General features: G+C 50.4%; 16 protein-coding genes. 6 read left to right on the top strand and 10 right to left on the bottom strand.

What is annotated here, in order from left to right:
• Nucleotides 1–32: 32 nt before the first annotated feature.
• Complete coding sequence (locus OXG75_07580; protein ID MCY3625830.1) at nt 33–530, top strand: CarD family transcriptional regulator; 498 nt, start codon at nt 33–35, stop codon at nt 528–530.
• 6 nt (nt 531–536) lie between these two features.
• Here the strand turns inward: OXG75_07580 and OXG75_07575 are convergent, their stop codons facing one another.
• The 9 genes from OXG75_07575 to OXG75_07535 all read right to left on the bottom strand — a co-directional run bounded on the left by OXG75_07575 (nt 537) and on the right by OXG75_07535 (nt 15,840).
• Nucleotides 537–1,955: an alkaline phosphatase family protein gene (locus OXG75_07575; GenBank protein ID MCY3625829.1), complete on the bottom strand. Its 1,419-nt coding sequence runs from the start codon at nt 1,953–1,955 to the stop codon at nt 537–539.
• A complete protein-coding gene (glnE, locus tag OXG75_07570; protein ID MCY3625828.1) occupies nt 1,955–4,756 on the bottom strand; it encodes a bifunctional [glutamate--ammonia ligase]-adenylyl-L-tyrosine phosphorylase/[glutamate--ammonia-ligase] adenylyltransferase in 2,802 nt (933 codons plus the stop codon). The genes OXG75_07575 and glnE overlap by 1 nt, the downstream gene beginning before the upstream one ends.
• 9 nt (nt 4,757–4,765) lie before the next feature.
• Nucleotides 4,766–7,189 (bottom strand): primosomal protein N', encoded by a 2,424-nt coding sequence (gene priA / locus OXG75_07565; GenBank protein MCY3625827.1) that lies wholly within the window; start codon nt 7,187–7,189, stop codon nt 4,766–4,768.
• Nucleotides 7,190–7,630: 441 nt separating this feature from the next.
• The gene (locus OXG75_07560; GenBank protein ID MCY3625826.1) at nt 7,631–8,986 is read right to left on the bottom strand and encodes a hypothetical protein; all 1,356 of its coding nucleotides are present in this window, start codon (nt 8,984–8,986) and stop codon (nt 7,631–7,633) included.
• 356 nt (nt 8,987–9,342) lie between these two features.
• A complete protein-coding gene (locus tag OXG75_07555; GenBank protein ID MCY3625825.1) occupies nt 9,343–10,608 on the bottom strand; it encodes an ABC transporter substrate-binding protein in 1,266 nt (421 codons plus the stop codon).
• A 127-nt stretch (nt 10,609–10,735) separates the two neighbouring features.
• Nucleotides 10,736–12,448 (bottom strand): biosynthetic-type acetolactate synthase large subunit, encoded by a 1,713-nt coding sequence (ilvB, locus tag OXG75_07550; GenBank protein MCY3625824.1) that lies wholly within the window; start codon nt 12,446–12,448, stop codon nt 10,736–10,738.
• A 108-nt stretch (nt 12,449–12,556) separates the two neighbouring features.
• On the bottom strand, nt 12,557–13,243 hold the full coding sequence (tsaB, locus tag OXG75_07545) for a tRNA (adenosine(37)-N6)-threonylcarbamoyltransferase complex dimerization subunit type 1 TsaB (protein ID MCY3625823.1): 687 nt from the start codon (nt 13,241–13,243) through the stop codon (nt 12,557–12,559).
• A gap of 289 nt (nt 13,244–13,532) precedes the next feature.
• Nucleotides 13,533–14,552: a recombinase RecA gene (recA, locus tag OXG75_07540; protein ID MCY3625822.1), complete on the bottom strand. Its 1,020-nt coding sequence runs from the start codon at nt 14,550–14,552 to the stop codon at nt 13,533–13,535.
• A 43-nt stretch (nt 14,553–14,595) separates the two neighbouring features.
• On the bottom strand, nt 14,596–15,840 hold the full coding sequence (locus tag OXG75_07535; GenBank protein ID MCY3625821.1) for a competence/damage-inducible protein A: 1,245 nt from the start codon (nt 15,838–15,840) through the stop codon (nt 14,596–14,598).
• Between the two features lie 124 nt (nt 15,841–15,964).
• Between OXG75_07535 and OXG75_07530 the strand changes: the two genes are divergently transcribed.
• The 4 genes from OXG75_07530 to OXG75_07515 all read left to right on the top strand — a co-directional run bounded on the left by OXG75_07530 (nt 15,965) and on the right by OXG75_07515 (nt 17,267).
• Nucleotides 15,965–16,174 carry an addiction module protein gene (locus tag OXG75_07530; GenBank protein ID MCY3625820.1) on the top strand — a complete coding sequence of 70 codons (210 nt, stop codon included), beginning with the start codon at nt 15,965–15,967 and terminating at the stop codon, nt 16,172–16,174.
• Nucleotides 16,171–16,467, top strand: a complete 297-nt coding sequence (locus tag OXG75_07525; protein ID MCY3625819.1) for a type II toxin-antitoxin system RelE/ParE family toxin — start codon at nt 16,171–16,173, stop codon at nt 16,465–16,467. The genes OXG75_07530 and OXG75_07525 overlap by 4 nt, the downstream gene beginning before the upstream one ends.
• A gap of 97 nt (nt 16,468–16,564) precedes the next feature.
• Nucleotides 16,565–16,852, top strand: a complete 288-nt coding sequence (locus OXG75_07520; GenBank protein ID MCY3625818.1) for an AbrB/MazE/SpoVT family DNA-binding domain-containing protein — start codon at nt 16,565–16,567, stop codon at nt 16,850–16,852.
• Nucleotides 16,842–17,267 carry a PIN domain-containing protein gene (locus OXG75_07515; GenBank protein ID MCY3625817.1) on the top strand — a complete coding sequence of 142 codons (426 nt, stop codon included), beginning with the start codon at nt 16,842–16,844 and terminating at the stop codon, nt 17,265–17,267. Before OXG75_07520 ends, OXG75_07515 begins: the two co-directional genes overlap by 11 nt.
• Nucleotides 17,268–17,300: 33 nt before the next feature.
• Here OXG75_07515 and OXG75_07510 read toward each other — a convergent pair whose 3' ends face one another.
• On the bottom strand, nt 17,301–17,753 hold the full coding sequence (locus OXG75_07510) for a phosphatidylglycerophosphatase A (protein ID MCY3625816.1): 453 nt from the start codon (nt 17,751–17,753) through the stop codon (nt 17,301–17,303).
• A 96-nt stretch (nt 17,754–17,849) separates the two neighbouring features.
• Here OXG75_07510 and OXG75_07505 point away from each other — a divergent pair, with 96 nt between their 5' ends.
• Nucleotides 17,850–18,635 carry an AAA family ATPase gene (locus OXG75_07505; GenBank protein MCY3625815.1) on the top strand — a complete coding sequence of 262 codons (786 nt, stop codon included), beginning with the start codon at nt 17,850–17,852 and terminating at the stop codon, nt 18,633–18,635.

Genomic DNA, 18,635 nt, shown 5'->3' with positions numbered 1-18,635 from the left:
GGTATATTGACTGTTTCATATAACTTAATAAAATGGGCAGGAAATTTAAAGCAGGACAAAACGCTGTGTATCCAGTTCACGGTGTGGTTGAGGTTCAGGGAGTTGAGGAAAAGGAAATACTGGGTTCGAGAAAATCCTTTTACATACTTAACGTTCTTGAAAGTAACGTAAAACTCATGGTCCCCACGGATAACATAGAGTCCGTGGGCTTAAGGCCCGTAGTACCCAGGAAGGAAGTAAAGAAAATCCTTGACATACTAAAGGAAGAAAACGGCGAAGTGCCCAAGCTGGGAGTTCAGAGCTGGAACAAAAGGTATAAGGAATACGCCGACAAGGTTAAAAGCGGCGACATATACGAAATAGCCAGGGTACTAAGGGACATACACCATCTGAAAAAAGTAAAAAACCTCTCTTTCGGCGAGAAAAGAATAATGGAAAACGCCCTTTCCCACGTAGTTAAAGAACTTTCCATATCGCTTAGAAAAAAAGAGGGAGAAGTCAGCAACCAGATAGAGGAAATCTTCTCCTAAATCCGCTCACTCAAGAATATCCCTTCCGTCAACGCCCCGGGGAACTTCAAACCCGAGATAATTGACGATGCTCGAGAAGATATCTGCGGTTCTTACGCAGTCGTATCGGGCCGGGCGGCTTATAAGAATGGGAACCACCATGTGGTCTTTGTGCAGGGAGCCATGGGAACCGTGATGTTCAGGGTTCTCGTGCGTGGCCCGAAGGTCATAGCCCGGTTTTGAACTGATTACCACATCGCCGGTTCGAGGCGATTCGAAAAGCTGGAGAATCTGGAGGGGGGCATCCGGATAGTCAGAATCGATCGTGAGTCGAAGCGACTCCGAGGGATTCATCTTCCTTGAGGAAAAGCCGTAGCCAAGAGGGTCGCCCGAAACATTGCTGTAGCAGATCAGACCTTCTTCATCCACACTCACGAGAGCCTCTCCCCTGGGGTTAGTTATTTTCACCTCCCCCCCTGCCCCGCCGGTTCTGGCGCAGACAAGATCCACTTCCGGCCGCCCGGAGAGCTCGTTAACTATATCCGCTATTTCTTCGTAGAAGGTGTGTCTTTTCCATCCATCGGAATTTTTGAAATAGTAATGCGCCATGGAGTTTCCGGAAACCATGACGGATGAATCGGCGTCAAGGTAATGCCTGAACACGTTGGTGTAGTAAAGCGGCTTGAAACCCCGTCTGCGAAGAAAATCCAGGGAATCGAAATGCGAGTGCGTGGACGTAAGTCCGTGGTCGCTTCCCACGACAAAAAGCGTATCGTCAAGTTCACCTTGCTCGGCGATCTTTTCTGCAACCATTCCAACGTACCGGTCAAGCCTTCTGTAGGATTCCATAACCTTGTGGTGGAACGGATGGTAGCGGTGGGAATAGGCATCTGCCGCAGTGAAAACGCAGAAAATAAAACGCGGAGAATCCCTGAGAGAATCAACCAGAATTCTTGCCGCGGCCTCTTCAACACTGTCGCTTCTGTCCGTGAAATGGCTTTTTACGACCAGGTAATACTTAAGATACTTGGTCCTGTTTCTCCCCGAGGGACCTATATCCCTGGTTATTTCGTTTAGAATGCTTACGCTCCCCGGAACCATGCCGAAAAGCGTCGGGGAGCCGCACTCTATGTCCCGGTTGATAAGAGACGCTTGGGGACCCGCGTAGCTTCTGAATCTTCGCAGGGAAAACGGAGTCTTGTCGTAATACCTTCTGTCAAACCACCTTATGCCGGGGAGGTTGCACCTGCCTGGAAACTTGCCGAGAAGGTACGGGGTATAGGCCGGACCCGTTGTGGAAGGAAAAACCGTGACTCCCTTAAGGAACTCTCCAGGTTCAACAACATATTTCTGTATATTCTCAAGGTCGCCTCTTTTTAGAAGTTCAGCGAAGACATCCAGCCTCGTACCGTCGGCAAGAAAAAAAACGCATTTTCTTCTGTTCATCAAGTGCTTCCCGTAAAGTGCCGGTTATAAATTTCCCTGATATCCCCGGTCACGCGCGCATATTCAGACATGAGAAAACCTCCCTCTCCACCGGAACCACCGAACTCAGGCGCCATTCGGTCAAAATCGCCCCGCGTGATCTCGTTTTTGCTCCTGTCGTTGAAAAGACTCAGCAGATTTCCCATTTTTCTTAAAAACATATAGCCTTCGCTAAGCGTCAGGACCTCGTCGCTTTCAATTAACCCGGCCCCGTAGAGCGCCCCGATAGCCTCCATGGTGTTTGCCGTTCTCAGTTCGGGGTTTGCGGGACCATGGGCAAGCTGAAGCATCTGGATGAGGAACTCAATGTCAACCAACCCTCCCCTTCCCATCTTCAGGTTAAATCTGGATTCGGTCTCGTTGGCAAGTTCTTTTTCGACCCTCTCGCGCAGCCTGTGGATTTCCTTGGGGAAATCCGCAGCGAGTTCTTTTGCGTAAATGAAATTGTCTATGACTTTCATTACCTTCTCGCCGAGTGCGCGGTTTCCCGCAACGGCGCGGGCTTTTACAAGAGCCTGCCTCTCCCAGATTTGAGCACTTGAATTATGATATTCTTCAAAGGCTTCAAGCGAGGCGACGAGGGCGCCCGAATTTCCCGACGGGCGCAGTTCCACATCCACCTTGTAACAGAAGCTCTCAGAAGTGTAAACCGAAAGATTGGATATGAATCTCTGACCGTACTTGGAAAAAAGCTCGTGGTCATCTCCCTCGTAAATGAAAATTATGTCCAGATCTGAAGCGTAGCTCATTTCACTTCCTCCGAGCTTGCCAAGTCCCAGAACAACCATGTTATCAAGGAGTTTTCTTTTTCTTGGAGAACACTTAAGGGAATCCTTGGCAAGTTCGAGGCTTGAGTCCATTACAACGTCCGCAACCATCGACAGATATTTCCCCACGTAAATCGGTTCCAAGTCCTCGGAGAGCTCCTTAAAGCAAAGTTTAAGGGACTCAATGTGCTTGAAGCTTCGGAGAGCATTGAGTTTGTCCTCAAAGAACTCCTCTTGCGAGACGGCTTCCCCGAGGGCCTCCGCCATGGCATCTTTCGAATCGTAAAACTGCGTCACGTCCTTCAGTATGATGGAGTCAAGATACTCGGGGTGCCTGATAAGAAAATCAGACAGCATGCCGCCTCTTGAAAATAGCCTAGAGAGCAGAGGAATAATTTTGGGGTTTTCAGTCAGAAGAAAGTAGACCGACATCCTGGAACCCAGACCAGAGATAAACCTTTCAAGATTTAAAAGCGCAGAGTCCTGATCGCTGAGCTTGATTATGTTTGAGAGAAAAGCCGGTATCACTTTTCTCGAAAGCATCCTTCCCCTTTCCGTGAGTCCGGCTCTCTGGGGGTTCATGAGGCTCGATATGATTTCGATCGCGTCGTCCGGCGCCGAGAAACCGAGATTTCCGAGGGTCGAAATAGCTTCCTCGCGGTTTACATTTCCCTCGGCCATAAAATCCGCCACCTCCCAGAATTCCCTGCCTTTTTCCTCAAGCTCCACTCCGGGATCAACGAACAGATTCCCGCAGTTCTTCACGACAAGCGAGGTTACTTCTTCATAAGCGGCCCTGAAGTCCGCCGTCATTTCAAAACCCATCCTCCTTGAGAGTCTGGCGAGTGAATTTTCATCTGTGGGAATACTGTGCGTCTGAAATTCATCCCAGAGCTGAATTGAATGCTCCACTTTCCTAAGAAAAAGATAGCAATGCTCCATCTCTTCCCTTACCTGTTTTTTTATGAAACCCGTCGTCTCCATGGCGGAAAGGCCGTCAAGAGTGTTCATGAGTCCCCTGAGCTTGTTCACCGCCCCGCCGCTCATAAGCTGGGTCGCCTGCACGAAAAACTCGATATCCCTTATTCCTCCCCTTCCGAGCTTCACGTCGTTTTCCTTCCGGATGCCCTCAAGACGAACCTTCATGTCCTTGAGATCCTCTATGGACTCGTAATCAAGCAGCTTGCGGTATATTACCGGTTCAAGTTCCCCGAGGAATTCGCGACCAAGCTCAATATCCCCGGCAACAGGACTCGCCTTGAGCAGAACCGCTCTCTCCCAGGTCTCGGCCCAGTGGTAATAATGATCAAGGGCCGCGTCAATTGACACTGCTAGCGGACTCCTGCTGCCACCCGGACGCAGACCAAGGTCGACTCTGTAGAGAAAACCGCCGGGGGTAACGGAGCTTATCGTTCTGGTAACCGATGAGCAAAGCGTGAATATCTGTTCGGCGTAGTCCTCGCTTCTGTAGAGATAAACGAGGTCTATATCGGAACTGAGGTTAAGGAGTCTTCCGCCGAGTTTCCCCATGCCAAGCACTACGAACTCAAACTGGTCTCCTCCCTCGATTCGGAACCTGTAAAAATCAAGCACCGCCCTGACCACGGAGCTGGCCAGGTCGGAAATTTCCTCCATGGTCTGGCGAAACGTGCAGAGACCAAGAATTTCTCTGTAGATTATCCTCGAGAGTTCCGTGTACTTGTACTTCTTGAGCCTTTCTCCTAGCCGCTCTGAATCCTGCGAATTCCTCACAATCGAGCCGAGCGGAGTCCGGTGGGAAGAAAGCGTTTTTTTTCTCTCTAGGGCTTTTTCATTAGTAAGTACGTTTAGCGCGCGTGGATTTCTTATGATTGAATTGCCGAGAAATCTGCTGTGCGAAGAGATGACGCGGAGGGCTCTCTCCTTTTCCACAGAGAGCTTGCCGTTCATCTCCCGGAATCTCTCAACTGTTAAGCGCGCGTTTTCCTCGTCGGGAAAAACAATCTTCTTTCTCATCAAGCCGGGTCACATGAAATCATAGGGATCAATATCAATTATAAGCTTAATTCCCGAAGCGTGTTTTTTCAACGAATCGTAAAGTGCCGAGGCGTAGTTGCGAAGCAGCCCCAGATTCCCCGACACGATAATGATCTGCCATCTGAACCTGTTCCTGAGTTTGTATATTGGAGCCTCCGACGGGCCAAGCACTCGGAGCGACCCGGGCGGAAGCCTGAGGAGAAACCTCTCGGCCGTGCGTTTCATTCTTTTGGCAAAATCTCGTGTCCTCTCCTCATCAAGTCCGTTCACTCTTAAGGATATGAACTTCGAGAAAGGAGGCTGATCAAGAGATTTTCTAAGTTCCAGTTCTTCATCCAGGAACCCGGAACTGTTATGGGAAATGGCAAATCTTACCGAAGGATGTTCGGGGTTATATGTCTGCAGAAAAACCGTCCCGGGTTTTCTTCCCCTGCCTGTTCTTCCAGCTACCTGCGTGAGGATCTGGAAAGTTCTTTCTCCCGAGCGGAAGTCGGGAATCCCCAGCATATGGTCAGCCGAGAGAACACCCACAAGCGTAACCCCTGGCAGATCATGTCCTTTGGCTACCATCTGGGTCCCGATAAGAACATCCACCTCCCCGGACTCAAGCTTTCTGTAAAGGTCGAGAAGTTTGGTTTTTCCGCGGGTGTAATCCCTGTCCATGACGAAGACCCTGGCATCGGGAAGCATGCTCTTTACCTGCTCCTCCACTTTCTGGGTCCCGAGACCCTTGCCCATGTATTTGGCCCCGCAGCTTGAGCAGATGTTCTCGAATTCCTGCATAATCCCGCAGTAATGGCACTTAATTGAGTTATCCTTCTTGTGGAAGGTAAGGGTTATAGAGCAGTTGGGGCACTTGAAGGTTTCACCGCAGTCCCCGCAGACCAGAAAGCTTGAAAAACCTCTCCTGTTAATAAAAAGAATCGATTGCTCCCCGCGGCTGAAATTCTCCACCAGGGCGTCCCTCAGGCGCGGGGAGAAGACAGCTTCATTCACGTTTTTCATATCCACGAGTTCAACATCGGGAAGCCTGCTCTCCCCCACCCTTGCGGGAAGAGAAAGATATTCGTACTTGCCACTGATCGAGTTTGCGTAGGATTCAAGTGAAGGAGTCGCGGAACCCAGCAGCACAGGACAGCTGTATATGGTTCCGAGCATGACCGCGGCGTCGCGGGCGTTGTAACATGGCGCCTCGTTCTGCTTGTAGGAGGACTCGTGCTCCTCGTCGACTACAACGAGGCCGAGATTCTCAAGCGGAGCGAAAACCGCGGAGCGGGCGCCTATCACCACGCTCAGGTCTCCGCTACGGGCTTTTCTCCAGGCATCGAACCTCTCACCCTCGCTGAGGGCGCTGTGAATCACCGACACAGAGTCGGCGAAACGCGAGCGGAACCTCTTTACCAGAAGCGGTGTGAGCGCTATCTCGGGAACGAGAACAATCGCCTGTTTCCCCCTGGCTATGACTTCGCTCACGGTCCTTAAATAAACCTCGGTCTTTCCGCTTCCCGTGACACCGTGAAGAAGAAAGCAGCGGTATTCCCCCCTCTTGACGTAAGGCAGGATTTTCTCCATCGCCATACGCTGATCCTGAGTAAGTTTCTTCGGCGGCTCTTCCTTTGAATCAAGCACACCGTAGGGGTCCCTTCCGATCTCTTTTTGCTCCACGGAGACCAGAGCGTTATCCACAAGCCATTTTACGTGAGCCGTGAAATTGCCGAATATTTCCCTCAGTTCCGAGCGGGGGACGGAACCGCGGAGGTTTATGAACTCAAGTATGGCGCCCTTGGCCGGTTTTTTCCGCCTAATCTCCGAGACAGTGTCCGGGTCACAGGAGATTCCATAGACCTTCTCGTACTTTACCTTCTCATCTCTTACGACCCTGTAGTCAAATTCGACATGGCCTCTTCTTTTAAGAGAGTTAAGGTTCTCAAGCGACGCCCCACCGCTGAGTTCAATAAGCTTCTCCGAGGCGAGTTCTCCTTCGAGCAGAAGAGTTTCCAGAACTCTTTTGTCGAGACGGTTAAGCCCCGGTTCCTTAAGGCAGCTTTCCCCCTCCTCCGTGATCCGCACGGTTTTCCCGACGCTTTTGCCAAGACCCAAAGGATGGGCGAATTTAAGCACGATCCCGAGAGGCGCCATGTAGTACTCAGAAACCCGGCGGAAGAATTCCAGGCGTTTCTCGTTAAAAAGCGGTAATTCATCGAGGATATCGATTATATCCTTTAGCTCGAAATCGACTTTCCGTTTTCCCGCATCTCCCACCACATATCCTATGGCCTTGCGGTTCCCGAGGGGGACAAACACCCTCTTCCCCGTAGCGATCCCTTGCCGGAGACGCTTCGGAACCGAATATAGAAAAAGCTGCTCGGAATGAATCGGCAATGCTACCTGAACAATTTTTCCTGGATTCATAGCTATATTAGAAACTCGAAGATATCGTACCCGCCACACGAGCAATCATGAAGGTAACGCTAAATCGAGGCATTTGCGTTGCGCCGGGGAAAGTTCTGGAAGTGGGCAGGAGGCTATGATCTAACTGTTAATCTTTCATAGTGTGCCAGCGGGTTCGAATCCCACCTGGCAAAGATAAGGTCAGTTAGCCGGAAGCAAGTTTTACATGGCATGCGGCAACGTATGTAGTGGAGCGTAAACAGCGGGCGGCAAAGCGCCGCTAATTCTAACAGAGACTTTACAGAAGATGACTGCCGGGAAATGTTTCGATACCGAATGTACTGGTTTCCGGGTTTGGCATCAGTGTTTTCAGAAGCTGAAAAAAACAGGGGCAGCCTCAAGGCCGCCCCTGTTCAGCAGATATTACCGGCAGTCTTGGAAGCCGGTATTTCCTGAAACCTTCTATGTGCGCCTTCTCAGGAAAACGACCGGGAACAGGACTGAAGCCATAACGAACAGGTTAAGCAAGGCGCCCTTGTACGTATTTGCCGTACCCGCAATCGCGCATCCTCCATCATCATCATCAATCTTGCACACATCATCTCCGGGATAAGTTCCGGAGCCGAAGATATACAGGGTTGGATTGAGGGACGGCACCATCGCGGTTATGCTTGCCACCTCGATATAGCTTCTCTTGCATGAAGTGCCGGGAACCTTCTTGTTTTCAAGAAAGTTTGCAACGTTATCATCAAGATTCGTGGGGTCATCCCAGTGATAATTTACGTAAGTGGAACTTCCGATTTCTACGTCTCCCAACTCTTGGCTGAACAGTTTTGCTATATTCGTCTCTCCTGACAGTCTGTCATCGTTCAGATCCAGGTTGGTGCCGTTAAGATCAAAATTGTTTCCGTTTATAATCACCGCGGCGGGTTCTTCTGGATCCGATTTCGCCTCCATTATGAAGGTATATATGTTTCCATGCCTGAGATCTCCTACCCTGTAGCAAGCGGATTGGTCATTCAGGTTTGTGAGTGTGTTTAACTGGATTTGCTGGGGAGAACCGCCTTGTGCTACTGCTGCTCCGAATGCTCTTGCAAATTGAGCTTGAGCTACCCTGATAACCCCTTTCACGTAATCTTCAAGATTCTTATCTGTAGGGTCTCCATGTACATCCTCAGCTGAAGGTGTGAGCTTGAACCCGGTACAGACAGGCTCAACAAAAGCGGAGTCATTTTCACGGTGGTGAAGACCCGCTATGAACGTTATATGTCCGCCGAGGTTATCCGACACATTGCGCGCGCAGGCCCATCTCCCGGCGTCGCCGTATTGTTCACAGTGGTTCATACCTTGGGACGCATTGCCTGCGCCCTCAGTTAAATCTGATATAGTGCCTGCGACATCGGAACCCGAGGTAGCAGGCGGGTCAAACCGGTAACCGAACAGGTCAGGATATCTCGCGTGATTCGTTACTATATTTCTGTTGTTTATGCTTAATGAATAAACTTCACCGTGCTTGTAGTCTCCTTCCTGCCTTACCGCCCTGTTGTATAATGTGACTTCTTTGATCAGCACCTGGAGGTTATTCGGGTCAAAGTTTGCTTTATAAACTTCTTCATAATAACGTACTATTTTATTAAGAAATTCTTCCACGTGCATCCGGTTAGTAGGAACAACATCTTCCGCAACTATCCCCGTATTGTCCCCGTGAGTAGCGGCTGCTTCCATACCGGATGAAAAAACAAGCCCCCCCCTAAGACAAAAAGCAAGCCTAGAACTACTCTCTTGATTCTTAAATTCATCATTCTCTATTACCTCCATGGTTTTTCCGCATGCTGAAATGGCGACCGGAACCCAGCATAGCCTTACATTTAGAGTGAACCATAAAAACCCCAGTGAATTCAAGCACAAAAATAGCCGAAGTAAATTAAATTGTCCGGTTTTAGAATTTTTTAGTTGTCCGGTTTTTGTTTTTTTCTTTTTCTTTTCTTTTTCTTTCAAATCAGACTTGAAGGGCGAGCCCGAAAAGTCTGATTTGAAACCGTCCGCTTACTCTCCCACTGCCTTCCTGATCTCCTCCGCCCCTTCAATCAGATCCCCCGCCCTGTCGTAAACCCCAAGCTTACGCTTTCTTCCGTGTACCACCGCCATCCTCCCATCCTCATACTCAGCAGACCCTATCTGTTGTCCACCTTGCACTCGCCTGCGGGATTCCCTTCCAGGTTAACGAGGACAGGTTCAGGCCTTTCACCCATGTCGTCATAAGTGTGTACATAGTAAAAACCCTTAGTTGCGTCGCCGTTAGCATCGAAATCAATCTCGCCCGAAAAACCGTGATAATCAATATCATCGTTGGTACTGTCGCTATCGGTGAGAAATCCCGCACATTCTGCATAAGTTCTGCATTTGATCCCATCCCTGCTTATTCCTATCATTTCCCTGACATACACGGCGGGATCAGAAGATGCGCTTTTAATGGACGCAAGCTTCATCAGCACAACAGCATCGTATATCTGTCTTGCATATCTCCCCGCTTCATCAAAAATTTCCTTCCCGTCTTCCAGTCTGCAGGGGTCAGGACCCGCGATGGTGGTCACAAAACCTTCCATGTCCTCAAGCGAAAGTGCTTCGGGGTCAAGGGCGACAACTATTTCAGCAAAGCTCTCAATTGACAATGAATCCGCCCCGTAGTATTTCACCTTTCCATTGAGCTCTTCCCTCTTGAGCATGCTTGCCATAAAGTTCGCTCCCCCTTCACGAAACAGCACGAGAACCACGGAGTCCACAGGATTATCCTCGGCATTTACTGCACTGACTACGGCATTTACTGCCGCCTCGGAACCTTCCCCATACTCAATCGGTTCAAGTGAACTTACTCCCGCTTGCTTAAGGGATTCGACAAGACCGTCCTTAAGGTTTCTTCCGTAACTGTCGTCACGAAACAGTATGGCCGCACGTTTTCCCCCAGCTTGCTTTATCAGTTTCGCAATTATGGGTGCTTGGAATGCGTCCGATGGAATAACTCTGAAGAAGTAGCCGTCATCAGCGAAAGTGCTTATTTCAACCGAACTGGCCGAGGGTGATATCGCGACCATCTTCGCTCCGGCAAGATCATCCACAAGACCCACAGAATCAGCAGAGGTAGCCGGACCTATTATTCCGTCAACCCCACTGTCCAGAACATTCCTCAGGGCATCAGAATCAAAAGAACGGTCAGTGTCGCGGCCAAAAACAAGCTCTATACCACCGCCTGCGGCATTAATATCTTCTACGGCCGAAACTACCGCCTGTCGTCTGCTGTCATAACTGCCGTCAAAAATCCTCTCGGGGATGAGCACCCCTATGCAGAGAGAAGCATCCGCACAGTCATTGCTTCGGCAACCTGAAGAAACAAGAATGCAGATCAGGATGAAAACGTACAGAACTGAGCAGATGTTTTTCATTTCAGGGTCTTAAAGAGACCGTCTTACTGTTATGGCCCGCCAGAACAGTGAATGCTGAATTAACAAGTCAAACTACATCAGTCCAACGGACACAGAGAAGTGGCCACCTGTTACCAACAACAGAGGATCAGGCAAGATCCGCGGGCATCATTATCATGTTGTCCATTGACGCGCCGGGGGCTATCATCGGATAAACCATCTCGGTACAATCGACTTCTATCTCCATGAGGACAACTCCCGGAGTGTTAAGGCCTTCCCTGAGAGTGGGCTCAAGCTCCTCGGGCCTCACCGCCCGAAGGCCGCGGGCGCCGAACGCTTCCGCGAGCTTCACGAAATCCGGTAGTACCTCGAACCGGGAAGCAGAATAGTTGCCTTCAAAAAACATCGTCTGCCACTGCCTTACCATTCCGTGGTGGCGGTTGTTGAAAACAATGATCTTAAGATCCATATTGTATTCAACCGCAGTTGCGAGTTCCTGAAAATTCATCTGGAAACTTCCGTCGCCGGCAACACATATAACCTGCTCATCAGGCCTTGCATATTTCGCTCCCATGGCTGCGGGGAAACTGAATCCCATAGTTCCCAACCCTCCAGAGGTGAGATGGGTTCTCGGTCTTTCGAACTTGTAGAACTGTGCTACCCACATCTGGTGCTGACCCACGTCGGAAACTATTATGGCCTCTCCTTTCGTGATCTTGTAGAGCATGTCTATGGCGTAGGTAGTCAGAATTTTCTCGCTTCCCTGGCAATAGGTGAGCGGATGCTTTTCGTTCCACTCCTGTATCCGCCTGAGCCAGGATTCCCTTCCCTCAAGATCAATCTCCCCGGGTAGAGCATCGAGTATCTGGCGCAGCACAGCTTTTGCATCCCCTACTATCGGACACTGAACCGTTATGTTTTTATCTATCGAGGAGGGATCTATATCTATATGGATAATCTCCGCGTTGGGGGCGAACTCATCAAAGTTCCCGCCCGTAGCCCTGTCATCAAACCGCCCGCCGATCGAGATAACGAGGTCCGATTCAGTAACAGTCATGTTTGCGGCGTAGGAACCGTGCATCCCGAGCATGCTTATAAAAAGCGGATCGCTTGCCGGATAACCCCCCAGGCCCATAAGAGTTGACGCTACAGGTATCTGAAGCCGGTGGCAGAACTCAATCAGTTCATCTGTAGCCCCGGACCAGATAACTCCTCCCCCGGAATAAATAACTGGCCGCTTTGAGGCAAGCAGCATCTCCACCGCTCTTTTTATCTGCGAAGGGTTTCCCTTCATAGTGGGTTTGTAGCCTTTGATATCTATCTCGTGATCCTCAGGGATTACAAGCTCGTCTTCTCCTATGAGAACGTCCTTGGGCATATCAACCAGAACAGGGCTGGGTCTTCCAGTACCAGCTATGTGAAAAGCCTCTTTCATAGCTCTTGGAAGATCCCGGGTCTCTCGTACAAGATAGTTATGTTTCGTGCAGGGTCTTGTTATGCCGATATGGTCGGCTTCCTGAAAAGCGTCGCTTCCAAGATACTGAGTAGGAACCTGTCCTGTGAAGATAACTATGGGAGATGAATCCATCTGCGCCGTCGCAATGCCGGTAACGGTATTGGTTGCCGCAGGACCCGAGGTGCAAAGTACCACTCCCGGTTTTCCCGATGCCCTTGCATACCCGTCGGCCATGTGCGTAGCTCCCTGTTCATGCCTCACAAGCACGTGCTCTATCCTGTCGGTATAATCGGTCATCACGTCATACACCTTGAGAACGTACCCTCCCGGCAGTCCGAAGACCACGTCAATACCTTGGTGAAGAAGCGTCTCAAAGAACATCTGTGCGCCGAGCATCTTGGCCATTTTGGTCTATCTCCCTGATTATTTTAAAATGCGGAAAACAAAAACCCGCACCGCTTAATCTATCACTGCGCACGGGCAACTTCAAGACCGTCATGTGAAAAAAGATTTTTACCCTCTTTTCACCGATACCGTTTTGTGCTCCGCAGCGGAGCGGCGAAGATAGAAGGGGGTTAAGGTGAAAGGATCGTCCTTGTGCCCGGAAAGAATTTTCTTTCTTCCCAAAAGCGCACAGCCAGACGCCCTCGGGGTGTTCAGATTTGCAGGCAGAAACACGGCTCTTTCTCCTGCGGAATCCTGTATTAGATTTTCGTATAGCAGGGACCCACTGCCCACAAAAACGGTCTTTGTTCTCACCCTGGCGCACACAGACTCAGGTGTGGCAATTTCCGCGGGGGTCATCTCTGCGCTTTCTGGATCATAAAACGAAAAGAAAACCTCTCCTCTGCCAGCGTCGGTCATGGCGCACACGCAGTCTCCGCACCAAAGTGCGTTTGAAGTGAGAATCTCAAGGGACGGAACTCCCACAAGTTCCGCTCCCAGGGAATAACAAAGGGCCTTCGCAGTGGAGACCCCTATGCGAAGAGAGGTGAAAGACCCCGGACCCACTGATACGCAGACCGCATCCAGATCATCTTTTCCGAGCCCGCAATCCGAAAAAAGCCTCTTGATGGTGGGAATAAGCACTTCGTTGTGTCTTGGGCCGGTGTTGAAAACATATTCGCAGAGAAGCGCGTCATCATCGGATAATGACACGCTTCCTGAAAAAGTAGAGGTTTCGATTCCTAAGATTTTCATAATGCGCCGCTTAAAAAATGCCCAAAAATATTCTGTAAATTTCCAAGGTAGTTCTATTCAGAGGGAGGTTTAGTTTTTATGAGAACTTCCATTCTTCCCCTGTATCGCGGCATTACCAATCCCGCTAAACCCCTAATCATCCCGCCTGAAAAATAACCAGCAGAAAAACCAAGTGACGGGAGCTCCAAAAACAAGAATGATCCAGGGAAAACCATGAACAGGTTCTCATACTTCATCCCTCGTATAGGGATTCACATAGATTCTTCGATCTTGATTCCGTGTATCCAGATTACTCTGCTTCCTCAGCAGAACCAACCCCCGAGGCCTTTATGATCTCGTCTGTTATTTTTTCGCGGATTTCCGGATTTTCGTGCAGAAACTTTTTGGAATTATCCCTGCCCTGCCCCATTCTCTCTCCTTCATAGGAATACCAGGTCCCGCTTTTCTTTATCACGTTGAACTTGCTTCCTAAATCAATGAGCTCCCCGAGCTTTGATATCCCCCTTCCGAAAATCACCTCGAATTCCGCTTCCCGAAAAGGCGGAGCTACCTTGTTCTTTACAAGCTTGGCCCTCACTCTGTTGCCAATTATGCGGTCGCCGTCCTTAAGAGACCCGATGCGCCTTATATCAATTCTCACCGACGAATAGAACCTAAGCGCGTTGCCCCCGGTGGTGGTTTCGGGATTCATGTACGCCGGAACCCCGATTTTCATGCGGAGCTGGTTAACGAAAATCACTATGGTCTTGGAACGGCTTACGTTAGCCGTTATTTTGCGAAGTGCCTGCGACATCAGTCTCGCCTGAAGACCCACGTGAGTGTCTCCCATCTCACCCTCAATCTCGGCCCGGGGTGTAAGGGCCGCAACCGAATCAAGCACTATGAGATCAACTGCGTTGCTTCTTATCAGGGTATCAATTATCTCAAGGGCCTGTTCTCCGAAATCGGGCTGCGAAATAAGAAGGTCCTCAACCTTGATCCCAAGCGCCGCCGCGTAGCTTGTCGAAAGAGCGTGCTCTGCGTCGACAAACGCGGTTATTCCGCCGGCCTTCTGGGCTTCCGCAATGGCGTGGAGCGCTATGGTGGTCTTGCCCGAGGCCTCAGGACCGTAAACCTCGACAATCCTTCCCCTGGGAAAACCCCCGACTCCAAGAGCTATATCAAGTCCGAGAGAGCCCGAGGTAATAACCGGGATGTCCGAAAGAGAAATGTCCTCCCCGAGTCTCATTATGGAACCCTTTCCGAACTGCTTCTCTATGGTGCTGATGGCTACGTCTATGTTCTTGTTCTTCTCGTCAGTATCGCTCATTCCGTCCTTGTCTCCGTTTCGATTTCTCAGGTTCTGAAAACTATTATGCTACATAATCAATACAGAACTTCCTAACCATATCAATGGCGGTGGAAGAGGCAAAGCTCTTTATCTCATCTCTCGTGCCGGCAAAATTCCGCTTCTCGCAGAAAGTCCCCGAGGAAACATGGCTGAATCCGAACCACACGGTGCCCACGGGTTTCTCCGGAGTTCCGCCTCCCGGGCCCGCGACCCCGGATATGGAAATCCCTATGTCGCTTCCGAAAAGCTCTCTTGCTCTCTGAGCCATTTCGGAAACTGCCTGCTCGCTCACCGCTCCGAACCAGGTGAGTGTATCTGTGCTTACTCCCAGAAGCTTTTCCTTGGAATCGTTGCTGTAAACCACCGCCCCGCCAAGAAAATAAGCGGAACTCCCAGGAATGTCAGTAAACCGGCTTGAGCAGAGTCCTCCAGTGCAGGATTCCGCAACAGACAGGGTCAGGTCTTTTTCAATCAACAAAGATGCAGTCACCTCTTCCATGGATTCGTCCTCCCGGGAAAAGAGAAAAAACCCCAGCCTTTCTTCTGCCCGCGCACAGGCATCGCCCAGAAGCGAATCAAGCGCATCGCCGTCATCACCCGAGGCCGTGAGTCTAAGGTGAATCTCGGGCAGGCGGATTCTGTATCCGAGATCCACTCCTTCGGGGGAAAAGCCGCTCAGTTTTTCCGCCACCTCGGATTCGCCGAGCCCAAAGGTCCTTAGCACTCTAACGCGCAGGATGGTTCCTTTTTGCGCGACACCAGTTATATCGGGAAGAACATGCTCTCTGAACATACGTCTGAATTCCCTCGGGACACCGGGGAGAAAGTAGAATTTCGAGTTGCCGGAGAGAAAACTGAAGCCTGCGGCCGTGCCGACCGGGTTTTCGATAACCGCCGTTTTTTCAGGAAACATGGCCTGTTTTTCATGGTGAATGTTGGGCTTCCTGCCCCTTTCCCTGAGTTTCCGTAAGATGTCCTGATAGACCGCCTGATTGGAAACAAGGGAAGTTCCGAGAAACTTCGAGGCGGCAAGTGCGCTCAGATCATCCTCGGTGGGGCCGAGCCCTCCTGTGACTACGACAAACCTGGCTCTCTTTGAAGCCGCGTAGAAAGAAGCGAGAAGATCATCGAGGTCATCGGCAACCGCGCAGTGGTGCTTAACCTCAATACCGGATGAGGACAGTTCCGCGGCTACCCAGCTGAAGTTGGTATCCAGGGTAAGACCGCTCATTATCTCATTTCCGGTCGTGATCACCTCAACGCACATTGCCGGGTAATTTTAACTGGAAAGAAAACTCAGCGGGAAAGGAAACTCCTTAAGATACAAAGCTAGCTAGCAGAACAAGTTCCGGCTTTTTGCAAATCAGCGAACTTAATGTATTTTAATTATCATGGATTCCAGCCTGAAAAACCTGCCGGTTGATGAACGGATTCGCCTTGTAGAAGATCTATGGGACAGCATCGCCTCTGACCAGAACTCTATTTCTCTTTCATCAGCACAGAAAGCCGAGCTTGACAAAAGGCTTGACGCTTACGAAGTGACTAAATATCCGGGGCGACCCGCGGATGAAGTCATTTCGGAAATCCGCAAAAAACTGTGAGTTACGAAATCCGGTTCCACGAAGAAGCGGAAATGGATCTTGCTGATTCCGCTTTATGGTACGAATTTCAGAGATCAGGATTAGGGGATGAGTTTCTTGAAGAATTGCTTCTCACCATACGGTCCGTTCAGCAGCACCCATTCGGATTTCCAATCGTACACCGTGGTGTTCGCAGAGCTTTGATTAAACGGTTTCCATTCGGGATTTTCTATCGCGTTGAGCCGGAATTCATTGTCATTTTTGCTGTTATGCACGCAAGCCGACATCCGCTTCGATGGCAGAGCAGAATGTAGAAGTCGCAACGACAAGCATTTTCATTCTCTAGCCCTGCAGAATGATTGCAACAATTGACAAAGAAATTTTCTTTGATAAAGTAAAGATATGGCTAAAGTGAGCAGCAAACTGCAGGTAACTGTGCCAAAAGCAATTGCCGAGCGTTACGGCATCCGGCCTGGGGATGATATACGTTTTGAGGAAGCCGGAGAGACCATCCGCGTGGTGCCTCCTAATGCCAGGATGCAGAGAAAAGAGCTCGACACCGAAACGCGTCTGCGCATATTTGATGAGGCAATGGCCCGACAACGGGCCCGCGAAGCGGGAAGGACACTTGCCCCAGCAACTGAGCGAGGCTGGACCCGGGAAGAACTCTACACTCGGGGCAGCCCAGATGCTGATTGACACCAACATACTGGTCTATCGTTACGACAACCATTTCCCGAACAAGCAACAGATTGCTGAACATTTTATTCGCGACGGCATTGCGAGCGGGCATTTGCGTATCACACACCAGTCGATAGTTGAGTTCATTGCGTCAACAACCCGGGGAGCACCAGGAAATCGAATCCTTGAATTCACAGACGCAATACGCGAAGCGGAAGAACTGATGGCCCTGTTGCCGATTATCTATCCAGATGAATCTGTGCTGCGAATGGCCCTGCGCGGCGCGGCGGCATACAGCCTGTCGTGGTCTGATGCTCACATATGGGCCTACGCAGAAGTTCACGGCATAAGGGAACTGTTCTCGGAAAACTTCCAACACGGCCGCATGTACGGCACGGTAACCGCGCAGAATCCCTTTCTGCTTTACGCATAAAAACCAGGTCCGCGAAAAACGCGACAGGCATCATCAATAGAACCGGACAAGCACCTGAAGGCAGAGATTAGCGTACACTCCGGCCAGAACGTCATCCATAACGATACCGTATCCCCCCGGCAGTTTCTCAAATCTTCTTATAGGAAACGGCTTCGCTATATCGAAAAACCTGAACAGAAAAAAGCCGATCACCAGGTTAAGCGGGTCCGGGGTGATGAAAAGCATGCACACCAAGAATCCGCATACCTCGTCAATCACGACCTCGGGCGGGTCCTTCCTTTTAAAAATCCGCACGCAGCGGGAAGCGGCTATAAAAGAGACAAGGATCAGCCCCAACGTGAATATCGAATAAAGAGCCTCGCCGCCTGCGAGACTCAGCAGGTACACGACCCCGACCGCCGCAAGAGTTCCCGCGGTTCCGGGGGCTCCGGGAACATATCCCAACCCGAAAAAAGTCGAAAAAACAACGCATATCCTGTCTGTCAAGGTCAGTTCTCCGGGAATCCCGCCCGCGGGGGCGGATTTTCAGCAAGACTCATTTGACTGATAACACCGGCAAGTTTATCATTTTTTTACAGGCAAATGTCAAAGGTAATATGCGTGGTAAATCAGAAAGGGGGAGTAGGCAAGACCACAACCGCGGTCAACCTTTCGGCCTCTCTGGCGGTGGCAAACCGCCGAACGCTTCTCATAGACCTTGATTCCCAGGGAAACGCCACCGGAGGGCTCGGCATTGACAAGGAATCGATTAATTCGAAAAACATCTGCAGCGTCATACTGGGAGAAGCAAAGCTCGCAGACACCGTAATTGACGTCTATCCCGAGCTTCTAAACGGCTACCTGCACCTGTGTCCGGCGAATCACGAACTCACCGGGGCGGAGATACACCTCATAGAGACAGAAGGCAGGGAATACCGTCTCAAGAAAGTTATCGACGAGATAAGGGCTGAGTACGATTACGTATTCATAGACGCCCCTCCGTCTCTAAGCCTGCTCACCATAAACGCGCTCGCCGCGGCCGAACGGGTATTAATACCCGTTCAGTGCGAATACTACGCCCTTGAAGGAATAGGCCAGCTGCAGACAACCATATCGCTCGCCAGGCAGAGACTCAATCCTTCGCTCGAGGTGGAAGGCTATCTTCTGACCATGTTCGATTCCCGCAATAACATATGTCACTCTGTGGCCGAGGACGTAAGGAGTCACTTCGGCGAAAAGACCTTCGACACCGTAATAAGCAGAAACGTTAAGCTCGCCGAAGCGCCAAGCCACGGAAAGCCGCTTCTGCTTTATGAAATCAAGTCGAGCGGAGCTCAGAACTACATGAAACTCGCAAATGAGATAATAAGCAGAGCGGAGGTTAACTGA

The sequence above is a fragment of the Candidatus Dadabacteria bacterium genome (assembly GCA_026705445.1).
In the GTDB taxonomy this organism is placed as follows: Bacteria; Desulfobacterota_D; UBA1144; order Nemesobacterales; family Nemesobacteraceae; genus Nemesobacter.
The sequence above is the reverse complement of the archived record's forward strand: the minus strand, read 5'-3'. Positions and strand labels throughout refer to the sequence as shown.